The 17,374-nt window shown below is 60.8% G+C and carries 16 protein-coding genes and 1 other RNA gene; 9 read left to right on the top strand and 8 right to left on the bottom strand.

The features are described 5' to 3' along the window. The first annotated feature begins 29 nt into the window (after window positions 1–29). From TR61_RS01425 to TR61_RS01415, 3 genes are all read left to right on the top strand, one after another. Window positions 30–1,706 carry a sensor histidine kinase gene (locus TR61_RS01425; protein WP_245626791.1) on the top strand — a complete coding sequence of 559 codons (1,677 nt, stop codon included), beginning with the start codon at window positions 30–32 and terminating at the stop codon, window positions 1,704–1,706. Window positions 1,707–1,732: 26 nt separating this feature from the next. Beyond that, window positions 1,733–3,067, top strand: a complete 1,335-nt coding sequence (locus TR61_RS01420) for a sigma-54-dependent transcriptional regulator (protein WP_050927761.1) — start codon at window positions 1,733–1,735, stop codon at window positions 3,065–3,067. Between the two features lie 452 nt (window positions 3,068–3,519). Continuing rightward, window positions 3,520–6,198 (top strand): Rne/Rng family ribonuclease, encoded by a 2,679-nt coding sequence (locus TR61_RS01415; RefSeq protein WP_050927760.1) that lies wholly within the window; start codon window positions 3,520–3,522, stop codon window positions 6,196–6,198. Window positions 6,199–6,334: 136 nt separating this feature from the next. Here TR61_RS01415 and TR61_RS01410 read toward each other — a convergent pair whose 3' ends face one another. After that, a complete protein-coding gene (locus tag TR61_RS01410) occupies window positions 6,335–6,568 on the bottom strand; it encodes a sulfurtransferase TusA family protein (RefSeq protein WP_050927759.1) in 234 nt (77 codons plus the stop codon). Window positions 6,569–6,703: 135 nt separating this feature from the next. On the opposite strand from TR61_RS01410, the gene TR61_RS01405 reads away from it, so the two are divergent. From TR61_RS01405 to TR61_RS01390, 4 genes are all read left to right on the top strand, one after another. After that, complete coding sequence (locus TR61_RS01405; RefSeq protein WP_050927758.1) at window positions 6,704–7,462, top strand: cytochrome c biogenesis CcdA family protein; 759 nt, start codon at window positions 6,704–6,706, stop codon at window positions 7,460–7,462. Between the two features lie 92 nt (window positions 7,463–7,554). Further along, complete coding sequence (locus tag TR61_RS01400) at window positions 7,555–8,817, top strand: hypothetical protein (RefSeq protein ID WP_050927757.1); 1,263 nt, start codon at window positions 7,555–7,557, stop codon at window positions 8,815–8,817. Continuing rightward, on the top strand, window positions 8,814–10,166 hold the full coding sequence (locus TR61_RS01395; protein WP_050927756.1) for a cytochrome P450: 1,353 nt from the start codon (window positions 8,814–8,816) through the stop codon (window positions 10,164–10,166). The genes TR61_RS01400 and TR61_RS01395 overlap by 4 nt, the downstream gene beginning before the upstream one ends. A gap of 100 nt (window positions 10,167–10,266) precedes the next feature. Then, entirely contained in the window at window positions 10,267–11,133 is an 867-nt protein-coding gene (locus tag TR61_RS01390; RefSeq protein WP_157440789.1) for a fructose bisphosphate aldolase, read from the top strand. A 96-nt stretch (window positions 11,134–11,229) separates the two neighbouring features. On the opposite strand, the gene TR61_RS01385 is transcribed toward TR61_RS01390, so the two are convergent. The 4 genes from TR61_RS01385 to fumC are packed head-to-tail and all read right to left on the bottom strand — an operon-like array spanning window position 11,230 to window position 13,260. After that, entirely contained in the window at window positions 11,230–11,460 is a 231-nt protein-coding gene (locus TR61_RS01385; RefSeq protein ID WP_050927755.1) for a hypothetical protein, read from the bottom strand. Between the two features lie 23 nt (window positions 11,461–11,483). Continuing rightward, entirely contained in the window at window positions 11,484–11,702 is a 219-nt protein-coding gene (locus TR61_RS01380) for a ribbon-helix-helix domain-containing protein (RefSeq protein ID WP_050927754.1), read from the bottom strand. Next, window positions 11,699–11,872, bottom strand: coding sequence for a DUF4169 family protein (locus TR61_RS01375; protein WP_050927753.1), 174 nt, complete (start codon window positions 11,870–11,872; stop codon window positions 11,699–11,701). Before TR61_RS01375 ends, TR61_RS01380 begins: the two co-directional genes overlap by 4 nt. Next, window positions 11,869–13,260 carry a class II fumarate hydratase gene (fumC, locus tag TR61_RS01370; protein ID WP_050927752.1) on the bottom strand — a complete coding sequence of 464 codons (1,392 nt, stop codon included), beginning with the start codon at window positions 13,258–13,260 and terminating at the stop codon, window positions 11,869–11,871. Before fumC ends, TR61_RS01375 begins: the two co-directional genes overlap by 4 nt. A 195-nt stretch (window positions 13,261–13,455) precedes the next feature. On the opposite strand from fumC, the gene TR61_RS01365 reads away from it, so the two are divergent. After that, window positions 13,456–14,019 carry a hypothetical protein gene (locus TR61_RS01365; protein ID WP_342669388.1) on the top strand — a complete coding sequence of 188 codons (564 nt, stop codon included), beginning with the start codon at window positions 13,456–13,458 and terminating at the stop codon, window positions 14,017–14,019. Here TR61_RS01365 and TR61_RS01360 read toward each other — a convergent pair whose 3' ends face one another. Further along, entirely contained in the window at window positions 14,020–14,490 is a 471-nt protein-coding gene (locus TR61_RS01360; RefSeq protein WP_050927751.1) for an SspB family protein, read from the bottom strand. Window positions 14,491–14,794: 304 nt separating this feature from the next. On the opposite strand from TR61_RS01360, the gene TR61_RS01355 reads away from it, so the two are divergent. Next, window positions 14,795–16,564 (top strand): LysM peptidoglycan-binding domain-containing protein, encoded by a 1,770-nt coding sequence (locus TR61_RS01355; RefSeq protein WP_172676915.1) that lies wholly within the window; start codon window positions 14,795–14,797, stop codon window positions 16,562–16,564. Window positions 16,565–16,580: 16 nt separating this feature from the next. Here TR61_RS01355 and ssrA read toward each other — a convergent pair. Continuing rightward, window positions 16,581–16,928: a transfer-messenger RNA gene (gene ssrA, locus TR61_RS19570) on the bottom strand. A gap of 1 nt (window position 16,929) precedes the next feature. Then, window positions 16,930–17,280, bottom strand: coding sequence for a DUF4345 family protein (locus tag TR61_RS01350; RefSeq protein WP_050927749.1), 351 nt, complete (start codon window positions 17,278–17,280; stop codon window positions 16,930–16,932). Window positions 17,281–17,374: the final 94 nt, after the last annotated feature.

Raw genomic sequence — 17,374 nt, 5'->3', positions numbered from 1 at the left:
TGCGCGGGGCGTTTCTGGTTATTCTGGCGATGGCCATGGTCACCGTATCGGTCACCAATCAGTGGCTGACCCAGCGGTTTACGGAAAGCACGAAATCACGCGCGGAACTGCGCCTTGTGCTTTATGCGGGCAACCTGCTGTCCGAGTTGCAGCGCAATTCCATCGTGCCGCAAATCCTGGCGCGCGATCCCACGCTGATCGGCGCGCTGAATTCCAATGACTTCAGCACCTCGACCCAGCGGCTGATTTCCTTTGTCGAAGAGATTGGCGCGGCCTCTCTCATGCTGTTGGACAGGGAGGGGCGCGTGGTGGCCGCCACCGATCGCAGCAGGTTGGGATCGGCGCACCGGGCCGAGCCTTTCTTTGTCGAGGCGTTACGGGCAAATTCCACGGTTTTCTCGGTTATTCAAAGGGATACGGGGGCTTATTCATTCAGTTATTCGCGACGGATCGAAAGTGGATCGCAGGTATCGGGCGTTATCGTCGTCGAGGTCGACCTGGCGAAGTTCGAAAACCAGTGGGCCGGGATATCGGATGCGGTCCATGTGAGCGACAGCACCGGCACGATCATCCTGTCGACCGAACCGCGCTGGCGGGGGCTGAACGAGGCACAGGCGCTGGCCCGCGAAACCCCGCAAAGCGCCATTGACCGCGCGATCCGGGCCACGGCCGATTGGACCGCCTTGCCGGCGGATGCCTATTTGCAGGGCCAGGCGGTGATGCGCAGCGAGGGGCGGATCCAGTTCCAGGGCTGGCGGATCGTGTCCTATACGACCTATGCCAGTGTGCGCGAACGGGTGAACGGAGTTCTGGCGCTGGAGATCATGGGCTTTGCGATTCTGCTGGCGATCGTTTTCTATTTTCTGAGTAGAAAGAGTGCCTTGCGGGTCGCCCTGTTCCAGCGGGAGTCGGCGGAGCTTCGCGCACTGAACGCCCGGCTGCAGCGGGAAATCGCCGAGCGCGAACGTGTGGAAAAGACGCTGGAAGTGGCCGAACAGACGCTTGCGCAAAGCTCGAAACTGGCCGCGCTTGGCGAGATGTCGGCCGCGGTGAGCCATGAGCTGAACCAGCCGCTTGCGGCGATGAAGACCTATCTGGCGGGGGCGCGTCTGCTGCTGCGGCGCAACCGGCCCGAGGAGGCGCTGGCCAGCTTTGGCCGTATCGACGGGCTGATCGAGCGGATGGGGGCGATCACGCGGCAGCTGAAATCCTATGCGCGCAAGGGAAGCGACACGTTTGTGCCTGTAAACATGGGCGATGCGCTTGCCTCATCCCTGTCGATCATGGAGCCTCAGCTGCGTCAAAGGCAGGTGCGGATCGCGCGGGTTCTGCCCAATGAGCCGGTTTTTGTGATGGGTGATCGGGTGCGGGTGGAACAGGTGATGATCAACCTCTTGCGCAATGCGCTGGACGCCACCAAATCCGTGAAAGACCCCGAGATCGAGATCATTCTGGCGGCGGGCGATACGGTGACCTTTACTGTGCGAGACAACGGGCCGGGGATCGAGGATTTGGATGCGCTGTTCGAGCCGTTCTACACCACCAAGCAGCCCGGCGATGGTGTTGGTTTGGGACTTGCGATATCGTCCGGGATCGTGAACGACCATGGCGGGCGTCTGACCGCCCGGAATTCGCAGCAGGGCGGTGCGGTTTTCGAGATGCGCCTGCCGGTTGCGCCAGATGACAGGATTGAAGCCGCCGAATAAGCGGCGAGAAAGCTGAGGACCCCGCGATGGCACAGGCCATGAAGATTGCGATTGTGGATGACGAACAGGATATGCGTCAGTCGATCAGCCAGTGGCTGGCGCTGTCCGGCTATGACACCGAAACCTTTCCAAGCGCGGAAGATGCGCTGAAGGTGCTGGGGCCGGATTACCCGGGGATCGTGATTTCGGATATCAAGATGCCGGGGATGGATGGGATCCAGTTTCTGAAAAAGCTGATGGGCAATGACAGTGCGCTGCCGGTGATCATGATTACCGGCCATGGCGATGTGCCCATGGCGGTGGAAGCGATGCGGATTGGCGCGTTCGATTTCCTGGAAAAGCCGTTCAATCCCGACCGGATGAGCGAGCTGGCCAAGAAAGCCACCATTGCGCGCCGTCTGACGATGGACAACCGCGCGCTTCGGCGTGAGCTGTCCGATGGCAGCCAGCTGATGAAAAAGCTGATTGGCTCGTCGCCCGTGATGGAGCGGCTGCGCGAGGATATTCTGGATCTGGGCCAGGCTGATGGCCATGTGCTGATCGACGGGGAAACCGGCACCGGCAAGACCATGGTTGCGCACGCGCTGCATGCGGTGGGCAGCCGCGCGGGCAAGAAATTCGTTCTGATCAGTTGTTCGGCCTATGAGGAAGAGGCGCTGGCCAAGCGGCTGTTCGGGCCGGTGAACCCCGAAGATACGCAATTGCCCGCCATCGAGGAGGCGCGCGGCGGCACGCTGGTTCTGGAGGATATCGAGGCGTTATCCGAAACGCTGCAGGCGCGGCTTTTGAGCGTGATCAACGAACAGGGCACACCGGCCGAGACGCGGATCGTGGCCATTTCCAACATGCAGGAGCAGGATCGCACGATCGAGGATACGATCCGGCCCGATCTGTTTTATCGTCTGGCGGCGCTGCGGATCACCGTGCCGCCCTTGCGCCAGCGGGGCGAAGACATTCTGACGCTGTTCACGCGCCTGTCCGAACAGTTTGCCGAGGAATATGGCTGTGACGCGCCTCAGGTCAGTGCGCAGGAGGCCGCGCAGTTGCTGCAGGCACCCTGGCCCGGCAATGTGCGTCAGCTGATCAATATCGCCGAACGGGCGGTGCTGCAGTCGCGGCGCGGGTCCGGGACGATTGCGTCGCTTCTGATGTCGGATCACGAGGAAATGCAGCCGGTGATGACCACCGAGGGCAAGCCGCTGAAGGAATATGTGGAAGCGTTCGAGCGCATGTTGATCGACAACACGATGCGCCGCCACAAGGGGTCCATCGCGTCCGTGATGGAAGAGCTGTGCCTGCCGCGCCGAACCTTGAACGAGAAGATGGCGAAGTACGGGCTGCAGCGGTCGGATTATCTGTAGGCCCAGAAATTAGGCGTACACAGACCGTTCACTGCCCGTGCTCAGCGCGTCTGACATCCATGCATCACGATTGGGCATTGTCTTGAGGTACCTGCTGGCCTTATGGTGCCGGAACGGAGGGTGCTTTTGCGCATTGCTCCGATATCGAGTTTCGCTGTCTGGGTCCGGTTGCGGGAAAACCCGCCCGATCAGACAGACCGATTTGCCCCGCCAAACCGGGGTAACTGCAACGCCTTTGACCATTTGGGACGAAGGAAAGAATGGGCGGGAGCGCGTGGCGCCACCCGTCGGAGAAGAACCGCGATGACGCGCGTGAGAGCATTGAGCATCCAAGCAGGGGGTTATGATACCCGCGCCTGCCGCGCGTCTGATATCGCTCAGACAAGACACGAAACCTTACCCGCGAGGCCCCCGGGCCTGCGCGCGCGAAGGCTTTTGTGCATCAAGGACACATGGCAAAGAAAATGCTTATCGATGCCACCCACGCGGAAGAGACGCGCGTTGTGGTGGTCGACGGAAACAAGGTTGAGGAATTTGACTTTGAATCCGAAAACAAACGTCAGCTTGCAGGCAATATCTATCTAGCGAAGGTTACGCGGGTCGAACCGTCGCTTCAGGCCGCTTTCGTCGATTACGGCGGAAACAGGCATGGCTTCCTGGCGTTCTCCGAGATCCATCCGGATTACTATCAGATCCCTGTCGCGGACCGTGAGGCCCTGATGGAGGAAGAGCGCGCCTATGCCGAAGCGCAGCGCGCCAAGGAAGACGAAGACGAGGGCAAGCCCAAACGGTCGCGGCGCGGACGCGGGCGCGGCAAATCCAAGGCCGAGGCCGTCAAAAGCGATGACGTGGTGGAGACCGCCGAAGTCACCGGGATGGAGACCATCGACCTCGATGACGAGGCCGATGAGGATGCGACCGAGGTTCCTGAAGGGTCTTCTCCGATGGAGACGGTGGCGGAAACGCCGGTAGAGACGCCTGCGGCGGATGAAGAGGACGAAGACGATAGCGCAGAAGACAGCGCATCCGAGGATGACGAGGACGAGAACGCCGATGCTGCCGCCAAGGATGACAGCATCGAATCCGTCGCCGAAGAAGATGACAGCGAAGAGATCCGCCCGGTGCGCAAACCGCGCCCGCGCCGCTACAAGATCCAGGAAGTGATCAAGGTGCGCCAGATCCTTCTGGTGCAGGTCGTCAAGGAAGAACGTGGCAACAAGGGTGCCGCGCTGACCACCTATCTGAGCCTTGCGGGCCGCTATTGTGTTCTGATGCCCAATACCGCCCGTGGCGGTGGTATCAGCCGCAAGATCACGAATGCCGCTGATCGCAAGAAGCTGAAAGAGATTGCGAACGAAATTGATGTGCCCAAGGGCGCGGGTCTGATCGTGCGGACGGCGGGCGCCAAGCGCACCAAGGCCGAGATCAAGCGCGATTACGAATACCTACAGCGGATGTGGGAACAGATCCGCGAGTTGACGCTGAAGTCGATTGCGCCGGCCAAGATCTATGAGGAAGGCGACCTGATCAAACGGTCGATCCGGGATCTGTATAACCGCGATATCGATGAGGTGCTGGTGGAAGGCGAAGGCGGGTACCGCATCGCCAAGGATTTCATGAAGATGATCATGCCGTCGCACGCCAAGAACGTGAAACGGTATGAGGACAGCTTGCCGTTGCTGGCGCGCTATCAGGTGGAAAGCTACCTCGCGGGGATGTTCAACCCGACGGTGCAGCTGAAATCCGGCGGGTACATCGTAATCGGCGTGACCGAAGCGTTGGTGGCGATCGACGTGAACTCGGGCCGGGCCACCAAGGAAGGCTCGATCGAGGAAACTGCGCTGAAGACCAACCTGGAGGCCGCTGAAGAGGTGGCGCGGCAGTTGCGTCTGCGCGATCTGGCCGGCCTGATCGTGATCGATTTCATCGACATGGACGAGCGCAAGAACAACAACGCGGTCGAGAAGCGTCTGAAAGACAAGCTGAAAACCGATCGTGCGCGCATTCAGGTGGGCCGCATCTCGGGTTTTGGCCTGCTGGAGATGAGCCGCCAGCGTCTGCGCCCCGGCATGCTGGAGGCGACAACGCAGCCGTGCCCGTCCTGTCATGGTACCGGTCTGATCCGGTCGGATGACAGCATGGCGCTGACCATCCTGCGCCAGATCGAGGAAGAGGGCACCCGCCGCCGGACCCGCGAGGTGCTGGTGAAATGCCCGGTGAACATCGCCAACTTCCTGATGAACCAGAAGCGCGAACATATCGCCCAGATCGAGCTGCGCTATGGTCTGTCGGTGCGGGTTGAGGGTGATCCGCACCTGGTCAGCCCCGATTTCACGATGGAGAAGTTCAAGACCGCGACCCGGTCCATCGTGGCGGCGGCCACGCCGGTCGTGTCTGTCGACAGCTCGATCATGGATGAGATCGACGCCGATGAAGAAGACGTGTCGGATGAGGTCGAGACCAATGACGAGGAGGATGGCGAGGCCAAGCCCAAGCGCCGCCGCCGCCGCCGCCGTCGGGGCCGGGGCCGCAAGGACAGCAATGGCGATGAGAACGGATCTTCCGAAAACGTTTCAGACGAGAATGGGTCCGAGGAAGGGGCGTCGGAAGAGGCTGCTTCGGAGGAAGAGACTCCTGCCGCTGAGGAGGCTGCAGAGGTCGAGGAGAAGCCCAAGAGGACACGCTCACGCGGTGGCCGTAGCCGGAAACCTTCAAAATCCGAGGAGAAGGTGAGCGAAGAGGCCGCCGCGGAAGACGCGCCCGCGGTGGCTGAGGCCGAAGCAACGCCGGAGGCCGAGGCGACTGAGGCCGAGGAGAAGCCGAAGAAAACCCGCAAGCGCGCACCGCGCAAGACCAAGGCCCAGAAGGAAGCGGAAGCCGCCGAGGCCGAAGCTGCCGAAGCTAAGGAAGCCGCCGCTGAGCCTGTTGTTGCTGAGGAGCCAGCGGCAGAGGCAGCGCCGGAGCCCGCGGCACAGGCGGAGCCCGAACCGGTGGCTGAAACAGCGCCCGAGCCGGTAGCCGAGACCCAGCCTGAGCCGGAACCCGCGCCGGAGCCGGAGCCGGAACCGGTTGCGGAAACGGTGTCCGACGCGCCGCCCAAGCCCAAGCGGCGGGGCTGGTGGTCAGCCTGAAAGCGTAAAACGTAACATCAGCGGGTCGCCTTCGGGCGGCCCGTTTCGCGTTTGTGGCAGTCTGTCCCGGACTTGATCCGGGATCTCCTCGCGAAAAGAACAGAGGCCCCGGTGCAGGGACCGGTGCAGCTCAGCGTCAGCTTCCCTTGCGGATGACGTAGAACTGGGCGGGGCCATCCTCGCCCTGGGTCAGAAGCTCGTGGCCCGCTTCCATGCAGAAATGCGGCACATCCACGATGGCGGCCGGATCGTCGGCCAGCACGCGCAGCACCTGGCCCGCGCCCATGGATTTCAAACGCTTGCGCGCTTTCAGAACGGGCAGGGGGCAGAGAAGCCCGGTCGCGTCAAGGATGTCGTCGATCTTGGTCATGCCGCCCGTTTAGCGCAGTTTGCGGGCGACCGGAATGGGCCTTGAACGTATCCGGGCGGCTTGTTTCAGAGGGGCCACAAGGATGTGACCTTTGGTATGGGTGACGGGGCGCGGGAAATCCCCTAGACGGGTCATATGTTCGGAATCGAAATCAACCTGATTGACGCCAGCCTTCTGCCGGCCCTGCTGATCGCGCTGAGCGCGGGGGTCATCAGTTTTCTGTCGCCTTGCGTGCTGCCGATCGTGCCGCCCTATCTGGCCTATATGAGCGGCGTGTCCATGAACGACATGCAGGGCGAGGCCGCCGCCCGGCGCAAGGCGACGCTGTCGGCGCTGTTTTTCGTAATGGGTCTGTCGACCGTCTTTTTGTTTCTGGGCTTTACCGCATCGGCCTTCGGGCGGTTCTTCCTGACCAATCAGGAGATCTTCGTGATGGGCGCGGGCGTGGTCATCATGATCTTTGGCGCGCATTTCATCGGGGTGTACCGCATTTCGATCCTGGATCGGGAGATGCGGATGGATGCGGGCGACCGGGGCGGATCGGCCTTTGGCGCCTATCTTTTGGGGCTGGCCTTCGCTTTTGGCTGGACGCCTTGTATCGGCCCGATCCTGGGCACGATCCTGTCGCTGGCCGCGACTGAGGCGGATATGGTGCGGGGAACGGCCCTCTTGGCCACCTATGCGGTGGGTCTGGGCCTGCCGTTTCTTCTGGTCGCAGCCTTCTTCCCACGCATGCAGGGGCTGATGGGCTGGATGAAGCGGCATATGGACCGGATCGAGAAGATCATGGGCCTTTTGCTGTGGACCGTTGGCCTGCTGATGCTGACCGGCAAATTCACCGATTTTTCCTGGTGGCTGCTGGAAACCTTCCCGGGACTGGCCGCTTTGGGATAGGGCCCCCACGCCTTACTCTTGCCAAAAATTTCGACTATGCTTTGGCTCAACGACCCGGAATGATGGGCGAGTGAGTACAGGCGTTCAACGTGATGCGTGACAGCGAAACAGCCAAGGTGCAGCGGCGCCGGGTGTTTTACATTCCCGGTTATGACCCGATTCATCCCCGTCGGTATCGCGAGCTTTATCGCAAGGAAGGCAAGGCGCAGGCCGAGATCTCGGGCTATGAGATCGGGCTGAAGCCCAAGGCGGGTGAGGGGAATTACGGCTGGCAGGTCGCGTCCCGGATGGACGGGGACATCGTGCAGGCCGATATCGACGTTCTGGTCTGGTCGGATATTGTGCGCGACAGCATGTCGAACACGATCCCCGCGACCTATGCGCAGCTGGTCCGGACCGCGTGGATCTACATCACCTCTGGCGCGCTCAGCCGGTTGATGCGGATGCGCAAGGGGCCGGTGATCGCAGCGCTTTACCCGGTCGGCATGCTTCTGGCGCAGTTGGGCGTGGCGCTGTTGGTCTTTGGGCTGTTGCAGGATCTGATCATGGACGCGGGCGAGTGGCTGATGGCCGCGATTGGCGGCTGGCGCTGGCTGGTTTACCCGTTTGCGTTGCTGTCCTGGGGCATCGGTGTGGCGGCCTTCATCTTTGTGCTGCGTTGGTTCAAGGCGCAGGATGGCAAGCTGTTTGCCTATTACCTGATGCATGATTTTGCCTATTCCGCACGGTGGAAAGGGGCGAACCCTCCGGAGTTGGAGGAGCGGATGGCGCAGTTTGGCGAGGAAATCGCGCGGGCTCTGGCCTCTGACGTGGATGAGGTGCTGGTGGTTGGCCATTCCTCGGGCGCGCATCTTGCGGTGTCGATCCTGGCCGATCTGATCCGGGCTGGCAAAGTGCCCGGAAACGGTCCGGCGCTGGGGTTTTTGTCGCTGGGTCAGGTGGTGCCGATGGTGTCTTTTCTTCCCAAGGCGCACAGACTGCGCGCCGATCTGCGGTATCTGAGCGCGCGTGATGAACTGGCCTGGGTCGATGTGACCGCGCCGGGCGATGGCTGCGCCTTTGCGCTGTGCGATCCGGTGGCGGTGACGGGTGTGGCGCCGGACAACAAGAAATGGCCTTTGGTGATTTCGGCGGCTTTCACGCAGACCCTGTCGGAAGGGCGCTGGAAAGAGCTGCGCTGGCGGTTTTTCCGGCTGCATTTCCAGTATCTTTGTGCCTTCGACAAGGTGCGTGATTACGATTACTTCCGGATCACGGCGGGCCCCGAGACCTTGCGCGCGCGGTTTGACGGACGCGAACCGTCGCGATCGCGTATCGACGTGCCGGTGTCGAAATACAGAACGATCGCTGCATGACGGCTCAGCCGCCCAAGCCTGCATCGCGCGCCGACCGCGTGTCACCGTGGCAGTATGCGAAGCTGTTTCGGCAAGACATCCTGTCGGCCCAGCCCGAACGGCTGTATCGTGCGTGGATGGCGGAATTCAAAACGCCGTTCTTCCGGTCTTACCTGGTGAACCAGCCGGATCTGGTGGCGACAGTTCTGAAGGAAAGGCCCCGCGATTTTCCGAAATCCGACCGGATCGGAGAGGGGCTGCGCCCACTTCTGGGCGACAGTGTTTTCCTGACCAATGGCGCGCAATGGGAGCGCCAGCGGCGCATCATCGACCCGGCGTTCGAAGGCGGTAAGCTGCGCCATTCCTTCGGGCCCATGTGGGAGGCTGGCGAGGCGGCTGTCGCGCGGATGTCGTCCGGAGAGGTGGAGATCGAGGCGGAAGCGAGCCATGCCGCCGCGGACGTGATCTTTCGCACGTTGTTTTCCATCCCGATCGAACATGAGATTGCAGCGCAAGTCTTTAACCGGTTTCGCGATTATCAGCGCAGCCAGCCGATATTGAACCTGGCGGCGTTTTTGCCCCTGCCCGGATGGATGCCACGCCCCCATCGCCGCAAGACGTTGAAGGCGGCGGGTGAGATCCGGGCGCTGATCACCCGGCTGACCGCAGAGCGGATGGCAGCGATCGAGGCCGGAACGGCCCCCGATGATCTGGCCACGCGGATCATGACCACGCCCGATCCCCAGACGGGCGCGCGGTTCAATACCGCCGAAATGGTCGATCAGGTGGCGATCTTTTTCCTGGCGGGGCATGAGACAAGCGCCTCAGCCCTGGGGTGGGCGTTGTATCTGATGGCGCTTTATCCTGAATGGCAGGAGAAGCTGGCACGGGAAGCAGCGGTGTTGGAGGATATGCCGCGCGATTTCGCGGTCATGTCGCGCCTGAAACTGTCACGCGATGTGTTTCGCGAGGCGCTGCGGCTTTACCCGCCGGTACCGATGATGGTGCGGCAGGCAACCTGTCCGGAACGGTTCAGGGACCGCGACATCAAGCCCGGCGCGCAAATCGTGCTGAGCCCCTGGCATCTGCATCGCCACAGCCGGTTGTGGGACAATCCCGACGGGTTCGACCCGGCGCGTTGGGGAACCGAAAACGGCAAGGCCTGCATGCGGGAGGCATACATTCCCTTTTCAGCCGGTGCGCGGGTCTGTCCCGGTGCGGGCTTTGCCATGGCCGAGGGGCCTTTGCTGTTGTCGATGATTCTGGCGCGATTTGCCGTGGAGCGGATCGAAGGGCGCGATCCGGTGCCCGTGGCGCATCTGACGGTACGCTCAAAAGACGGGATCTGGCTGCGTTTGCGCCCGCGTTAGCGCCATCGGCCCTACCAATCGGGGCAGGATTGAATTATCCATCGCGCATCATTCAGAGAGTATTCGCGAGGGGCCGATGCCAGCAGATTTGACCGCCACCATGACTGATCGTATCGCATCCGCGCCGGGGTTCATCGCCGCGCTGGATCAAAGTGGCGGGTCCACACCCAAGGCGCTGAGCCTCTATGGCGTGGAGCCTTCGGACTATGACGGGGAAGAGGCGATGTTCGCCGAGGTGCAGGCGATGCGCGCGCGGATCATGCAGGCGCCGGATTTCACAAGCGAGAAGGTGATCGGCGCGATCCTGTTCGAGCGCACGATGGGCGAGGTTGTGGGCGGCAAACCTGTTCCGGCGTATCTGTGGGAAGATCGCGGTGTCGTGCCGTTTCTGAAGGTCGACAAGGGATTGGCCGATGAGGAAAACGGCGTTCAGATGATGAAGGACATGCCTGACCTTGCTGCGCTGCTGGAGCGCGCCAAGGCGGCGGGGGTCTTCGGAACCAAGATGCGTTCGGTCATTCACGACGCAAATGCCGAGGGGATCAAGGCCGTCGTGGCGCAGCAGTTTGCCATCGGCGATCAGATCCGCGCGGCGGGTCTGGTACCGATCATCGAGCCGGAGGTGAATATCCATTCCGCAACCAAGGCGGAGGCGGAGGCGATCCTGCGCGATGAGCTGGCCGCGCATATTGACGCGATGGAGGGCGAGGGGGCCATCATGCTGAAGCTGACCTTGCCCAGCGAGGCGGGTCTTTATGCCGGTCTGCAGGACAAGGTGTTGCGGGTCGTGGCGCTGTCGGGCGGGTATTCCACGGATGAAGCCTGTGCGAAACTGGCGGACAATCCTGGCATGATCGCCAGTTTTTCGCGGGCGCTGACGGAAGGTCTGAGCAAGCAGATGAGCGATGCGGAATTCAACGCCGCGCTTGGGGCGAATATCGACAAGATCTATAGAGCGTCGGTGTAGGCGGAAACTGACTCAGTTTCCGCGGCATTTCTGACGCAGAAATGCTGTTCTGAGACACTGCGTCAGTGTCTCGGGAGGTTTTGCGTCAAAACCTCCCTACCGGATCACGCGGACGGGTTCCTGATTGCAGAAGACCACGATTTGGCCTGCGTTTTCGATCGCATGGAAACCGCGCCGAGCCAGTTCCGCTTCAAATCGGGCCCGTCCCACATAGCGCTCCATATCCGCGCTGCGTCGTCGCACAACACTGCCGGATGCTGCGGCTTTTGAAGAGAAGAGGTGCAGCAGCCATCCTTCGGCACTGAGATGTCGATCGAGTTGGGTCATGTCGCCACTCTCGCAAAGAGTGGTTAATGATCCCTGAACCAGGCCAGCACATAAAGCCGGATCGCAGACGCAAGGCCCATATCCACGCCCCGTTCCGCGTCGATTTCAGCGGCTAGCTGGTTTATGGGTTTTCCTTGCGCTTCGGCAATATCGCGGAAGGCGGTCCAGAACGGTTCTTCCAGGGACACGCTGGTGCGATGCCCCTTCAGCGTGAGCGAGCGTTTGACAGGCCGCCCGGTCATTCCTGTTTCTTACCATCAAGATCGCGCGCGGCCTTGTCGGCCAGCGCGCGCATCTGGGTTTTTTCCGCCTTGGTCCGACCGAAGGCCACGGCGTTCTGGTCGGCGCGGGCTTTCTTTTCGGCCCGCGCCTTTTCCTTGCGAAACCGGTTCAGGTTGACCGGTTTGCTCATTTTGGCCCAATCATCTTTTCGGGCCGGACGACTTCGTTGAACCGCTCTTCAGAGACAAAGCCCAGCTTCACCGCTTCCTCGATCAGGGTGGTGCCGTTCTTGTGCGCGGTCTTGGCCACGGTGGTCGCGTTGTCGTACCCGATTTCGGGGGCCAAAGCGGTCACCAGCATCAGCGATTCCCGCATCAGCTTGTCGATGCGCACTTCGTCTGCCTTCAGGCCCACCACGAGGTTGTCCGTAAAGGCGACCGAGGCATCGCCCAGCAGCTGCATGGACTGCAGCACGTTATAGGCCATCATCGGTTTGTAGACGTTCAGTTCGAAATGGCCTTGCGATCCTGCAAAGCCCACGGCCGCATCATTGCCCATGACATGCGCGCAGACCTGTGTGAGCGCCTCGCATTGCGTGGGGTTCACCTTGCCCGGCATGATCGAGGAGCCGGGTTCGTTTTCCGGCAGGATCAGTTCGCCCAGACCGCAGCGGGGGCCAGAGCCCAGAAGGCGGATATCATTAGCGATCTTGAAAAGCGAGGCTGCCACGGTTTTCAGCGCGCCGGAGATTTCCACCATCGCGTCATGGGCGGCCAGCGCCTCGAATTTGTTGGGCGCGGTCACGAAGGGCAGGCCGGTGATGTCGGCCATATGGGCAGCCACGGCCTCGGCCCAGCCTTTGCGGGTGTTCAGCCCGGTGCCCACTGCCGTGCCGCCCTGGGCCAGCTCATAGATACGGCCCAAGGCGCCCTTCACCCGTTCAATGCCCATGGCGACCTGATGGGCATAGCCGGAAAACTCCTGGCTGAGCGTCAGGGGGGTGGCGTCCTGCGTATGGGTGCGGCCGATCTTGATGATGCCGTCGAAGACTTTGATCTTGTCCTCAAGCGCGGCGTGCAGTTTCTCAAGCCCGGGCAGCAGCACATCATGGGCAGTCATCGCCGTGGCGATATGCATGGCCGTGGGAAAGGTGTCGTTCGAGGACTGGCCCATATTGCAATGGTCATTTGGATGCACCGGGTCTTTCGTGCCCAGCGTTCCGCCCAGGATTTCGATGGCGCGGTTGGCGATCACTTCGTTCGCGTTCATGTTCGACTGCGTGCCCGATCCGGTCTGCCACACGACCAGCGGAAAGTTGTCGTCGAATTTGCCTGCCACAACCTCGGATGCGGCCTGAATGATCGCATCCGCGAGCTTGGCATCCAGCGTGCCTTGCACCTTGTTCTGCATCGCACAGGCCTGTTTGATCACGCCAAGCGCGCGCACGATCGCCACGGGTTGCTTTTCCCAGCCAATCGGGAAATTCAGGATCGAGCGCTGCGTCTGCGCGCCCCAATACTTGTCGGCGGGAACCTCAAGAGGACCGAAACTGTCGGTTTCCGTGCGGGTTTGAGACATGGTATGCTCCGTCTGTATACGATTGCATGCCGTCTAGCGCCCAAGCCTTAGACGCGCAACTGGCCAGTTGAGCGCAGTCTGCACTTTCTACTGCCGGTCCGAAAGGGTGATGCCAGAGGGGCGAAACATGAGCTTTCGCTTTAAAAAGCCCGCCAGCATGCTTATCTTTGTTCCATATATGCAGGAGGATAAATCGTGACCCGGGCCGATATGGGTTCTCACCTGATCTTGCGCTTTGTGATGATCCTCGCGATGTGGATCAGCATGGTTGGCCTGGCTTTGGCTCAGGACGCAGTGCTGGATGCGTTTGAAGGGTATTACTCCGGCTCGGCCGAGGTGGTCCGATCCGACGGCACCAGCGCAAACCGGGATATGAGCGTTGAGATCGCGAAAACCAAGTCCGGGTTCTCGGTCGCATGGTCGACCACATCCGTGCGCGCCGATGGCAGCATCAACGAAAAAGATTACCTGATCGAGTTCGTGCCCAGCGAACGCGACGGCGTTTACTCTGCCGCGATGGAGCGGAATGTTTTTGGGCACGAGGTGCAGCTGGATCCGATGAAAGGCGAACCCTTTGTCTGGGCGCGGATCAAGGACGCCACGCTGACCGTGTTTTCCCTGTTTGTCGATGAGGCCGGCGATTACGAGCTGCAGCAGTTTGACCGCACCCTTGTGGAAGGCGGTCTTCAACTGGCGTTTCGCGTGGTGCGCAACGGTGAGGTCACGCGCAGCGTTGATACGTTTCTGACAAAAGGCTGATTACTTGCGGAAGCGGTCGAGCGAGACGATCTCGGCATCGGCGTGGGGCTTTTCATCCTCGGACCCGCTGTCACTGCGTTTGCCGGGATCGGGATCATCATCGTCGTCGTCTTCCCCGTCTCCGGTTTCAAACCGCAAGCCGAATTCAACCGACGGATCGACAAAGGTCTTGATCGCGTCATAGGGGATGTAAAGCGGCTCGGGCTGGTCACCGAAATTCAGCGTCACGGCAAATCCGTCTTCGCTGACCTCAAGGTTTTCATACCAGTGCTGCATCACCACCGTCATGTCGGAAGGATAGCGTTCCCGCAGCCAGTCCGCGATTTCCACATCGTCATGGGTGGTGTCGAAGGTGATGAAGAAATGATGCGCACCGGGCAGCCCGTGTTCGGCCACATCTTCCAGCACAGTCTTGATCAGCCCGCGCATGGCGCGGTGCATCAGATTTCCATAGTCAATATCGCGTGCCATTGATGTGTCACTCACCTTTGACATTACTCTATTGGATTCGTTGCGAAACGAAAGGGGCCTGTGGGGTTTGTCCGGATTCTCATCAGATGACCCGGGGCTATGCCGTGTTTTTGCAAATCGCAATCCCGACAGCGATCCGAAGCGCCGGAACGGCGCGCAGCATGGACGACATATTTCCGCCTTTGGGTATGGATATTCTGACTTTGCTTCAGTTTGACCCAGCGTAAGCTTTGATCATTGAGCCCCGGTTTCATGATGTTGAAAGGTTTCTTTTATGTTTGTCCGCTTTTTCTTAATCCTTTCTTTGTTTCTCGCTTCGACCAGTTCCGCATTGGCCGAGAAATGCGATGAATATGATCTGTTTCAGTTCGGCTTTTTTGCAAAGATTGGGGCTGGCTTTTCGGGGGTGCCGCCCAAGTTCTGCAAATCCTGCGGGGGCGAAGGCGAATTGGCCTGCGGTGACGATGACGAACGAACCTGCGACAGGGGGCTTGTTGTTTATCCCCGTATCAGCGGTCTGGCTGACCGGATCGAAGACAAGATGAGCGGCACCAGCCTGCCGGATTTCGCGATCGACGAGGTCAGCGACATCGTCAACCGTATCCGGTTTTGTTTGCCGGCGACGCCATTAGCGCGCAAGCCCCTTCCGGCCACACCGCCCGACATCACGGGCGAACGCGGTGCGCGCAGTTTTCTGCTGATCCCTGGCATGGGGGGAAACATCCCGGCAAACGCGTTCCTGGATCCTGCCAATTCCGTGCGCCGCCTTATGGAAGAGAAGTATCACCGTGTCTATGCCGTGAATTACAACGCAGGCCATGCGCGGGAAAATGGCCGTCTGCTGCCAGTTCAGATCTTCCGGGTCGAGGCGGACGGGACACAAACTCTGGTTTATTCCGGGACGCGCCCGATCGACGGGCGCGCGTTGGATTTCCTGTCGATTGCCCGGCAGATTGTAACCGGCTTGCAGCAGATCGACATGGATGAGGATCTGACGATTACGGCCTATTCGATGGGCGGCTATGTGGCCAAGACGATCGTCTATAACCACTTTGAAGAACTGCTGCGCAGCAATATCCGTATCCGCGACATGGTTTTTGCCGCACATCCGCATTTTGCCGAAGGTGGGTTGTCTGGGTCGGATATCGCGTCGCTTTTCTGTTCCGAGCTTGCGCAGGGCACGTTCCTGGATGGGTTTGCGCATGAGGACGGGCAGGTCGATTTGCCTGCAGAGGTCGATTACGACAACCCGGTTGAAATGACGCTGCGTCTGCGGAACGAGTTGCGCGCGGCAGCGGCGCCGGTTTTCGACGAATTGACCGAGGTGTCGACAGCGGGCTCTCTCTCACTCGGAGGTGGGAGCGCGGATGCACAGGTTGTGATCGGGCAAACCTGCACATTGGGCAAATGGTTGCATTCGTGGAACATGATGATGTTCCAACGCGTTTTGCGCCGTGACCAGCCGCGTACCATTGATGCGCGTGATTATCCGTTCATCAACTGGACGTTTCTTGCCGGGGCCAACAGCGTGACCGAGCCCGATGACATGAATTTCTATACCGAAGACACGCCCAGCGATGGCCGCACCCCGGTCTACAGCGCGATGGGCCGCGACGGGGCGAGAAAATTCACGGGGCCCAACGAATTGGCCGCGGATTTTCGCAGGGCGTATCCGGATTGCGGACATGATTACGACTGTCTGGTTCTGAAGATCCTCGACAGCATCGATCAGGGACCGCCACGCCCTGGCGTGCCTTATGCGGTGAAGTCCGAGGAATCGCTTTGGTCGGTTGCCCAGGCTGCAATGGCGGCGCGGGGGGAAGACCCCGACAGCGACAAGGTGGATGCGTATTGGCGGCTTCTGGCGGATGCCAACGGGATGTCGCTTGCCAGCAGCGCCGCGCTGGCGCCGGATCAGGTGCTGAACATGCCGGTCCCCGGACGCGTCGTGCAGGAAGGCGACACGCTTTACGATATCGCGGGCGGCGATTGGACCGATCTGCATCGTGGTGGTCGGGCCAGCTTTGGCGGCAATCCGGATCTGATTTATCCCGGCCGGTACATTCCGGAGTAGGCGCGAGGAGGGGGGAAGTGCAGGCTTCTGTTGCCAGGTGCCTGCGAACCCCGCCTTACGCGGCTAGGCGCAAGGGCTTAAGTTTCGGTCTTGTTACTGCTTACGCAGCAACGGCAACCGGAGCACGATTGTCATTTGCAATTGTACTTGTCGGACCGATAACGGTGGTACCCCGCCGAGACAAAGCTAACCCCTTTAGACGTTCGTCGATCCTGTTTCGGCCCCATGATCCCCAAATGAAGGATATTTGGTGGAGCCGCCGGGTACCGCCCCCGGGTCCGATCCGCTTATTACGAGCGCGTTTATGTCCATAGTCCCGAAGGACATCCAATATATATGCAGGATTTGCGGCCCGTTCAACGGGGTCAGAGGTGGATCAGAAGAAATGCGGCGGCCAGCGCCGCTTCGATCCCGCCGAACAGAAGCACTTTGCCTACGGGCGGTTTGTCGAAGATCAGCGACAGCACGCGGCCCAGGGCGGCGCCGACGAAGGCAAAGCCGATCATGGCATATGCCAGCGGCTGATCCAGCCAGAGCGCGGCCAGACCCGACACTACAAAAAGCCCGCCCACCGAGGCGCGCATCTCGCTGAGGCCCATGGTGGAGCCTTTGGGTTCAAGATCCAGCGCCCCGGCCGTGTAGCGGGGGGCCAGAAAGCCGAAAAGACCGAAGGCGATGGTCAAAAGCGTGGCGATAAGGGTGATCCAGTCTGTCATGGGGCGGAGGTAAGCCGCGCCGTGGATTCTGCAAGCCTTTCCGGTTGCTGAGCCGCAGGTCTTCCAGAATGGACAGGCCGGGTTGGCGCCGTAT

The organism is Aestuariivita boseongensis, from assembly GCF_001262635.1.
GTDB classification, from domain to species: domain Bacteria; phylum Pseudomonadota; class Alphaproteobacteria; order Rhodobacterales; family Rhodobacteraceae; genus Aestuariivita; species Aestuariivita boseongensis.
Note: the sequence above shows the minus strand (reverse complement) of the source record. Positions and strands in the feature narration are given on the sequence as shown.

Excerpts from the sequence above, each read along its gene's own strand:
- fumC (WP_050927752.1), bottom strand. The coding sequence starts at position 13,260 with ATGTCTCAAACCCGCACGGAAACCGACAGTTTCGGTCCTCTTGAGGTT.
- TR61_RS01425 (WP_245626791.1), top strand. The coding sequence starts at position 30 with ATGGCCATGGTCACCGTATCGGTCACCAATCAGTGGCTGACCCAGCGG.
- TR61_RS01375 (WP_050927753.1), bottom strand. The coding sequence starts at position 11,872 with ATGAGCAAACCGGTCAACCTGAACCGGTTTCGCAAGGAAAAGGCGCGG.
- TR61_RS01385 (WP_050927755.1), bottom strand. The coding sequence starts at position 11,460 with ATGACCCAACTCGATCGACATCTCAGTGCCGAAGGATGGCTGCTGCAC.
- TR61_RS01390 (WP_157440789.1), top strand. The coding sequence starts at position 10,267 with ATGACTGATCGTATCGCATCCGCGCCGGGGTTCATCGCCGCGCTGGAT.
- TR61_RS01380 (WP_050927754.1), bottom strand. The coding sequence starts at position 11,702 with ATGACCGGGCGGCCTGTCAAACGCTCGCTCACGCTGAAGGGGCATCGC.
- TR61_RS01405 (WP_050927758.1), top strand. The coding sequence starts at position 6,704 with ATGTTCGGAATCGAAATCAACCTGATTGACGCCAGCCTTCTGCCGGCC.
- TR61_RS01395 (WP_050927756.1), top strand. The coding sequence starts at position 8,814 with ATGACGGCTCAGCCGCCCAAGCCTGCATCGCGCGCCGACCGCGTGTCA.
- TR61_RS01415 (WP_050927760.1), top strand. The coding sequence starts at position 3,520 with ATGGCAAAGAAAATGCTTATCGATGCCACCCACGCGGAAGAGACGCGC.
- TR61_RS01400 (WP_050927757.1), top strand. The coding sequence starts at position 7,555 with ATGCGTGACAGCGAAACAGCCAAGGTGCAGCGGCGCCGGGTGTTTTAC.
- TR61_RS01410 (WP_050927759.1), bottom strand. The coding sequence starts at position 6,568 with ATGACCAAGATCGACGACATCCTTGACGCGACCGGGCTTCTCTGCCCC.
- TR61_RS01420 (WP_050927761.1), top strand. The coding sequence starts at position 1,733 with ATGGCACAGGCCATGAAGATTGCGATTGTGGATGACGAACAGGATATG.
- TR61_RS01350 (WP_050927749.1), bottom strand. The coding sequence starts at position 17,280 with ATGACAGACTGGATCACCCTTATCGCCACGCTTTTGACCATCGCCTTC.
- TR61_RS01360 (WP_050927751.1), bottom strand. The coding sequence starts at position 14,490 with ATGGCACGCGATATTGACTATGGAAATCTGATGCACCGCGCCATGCGC.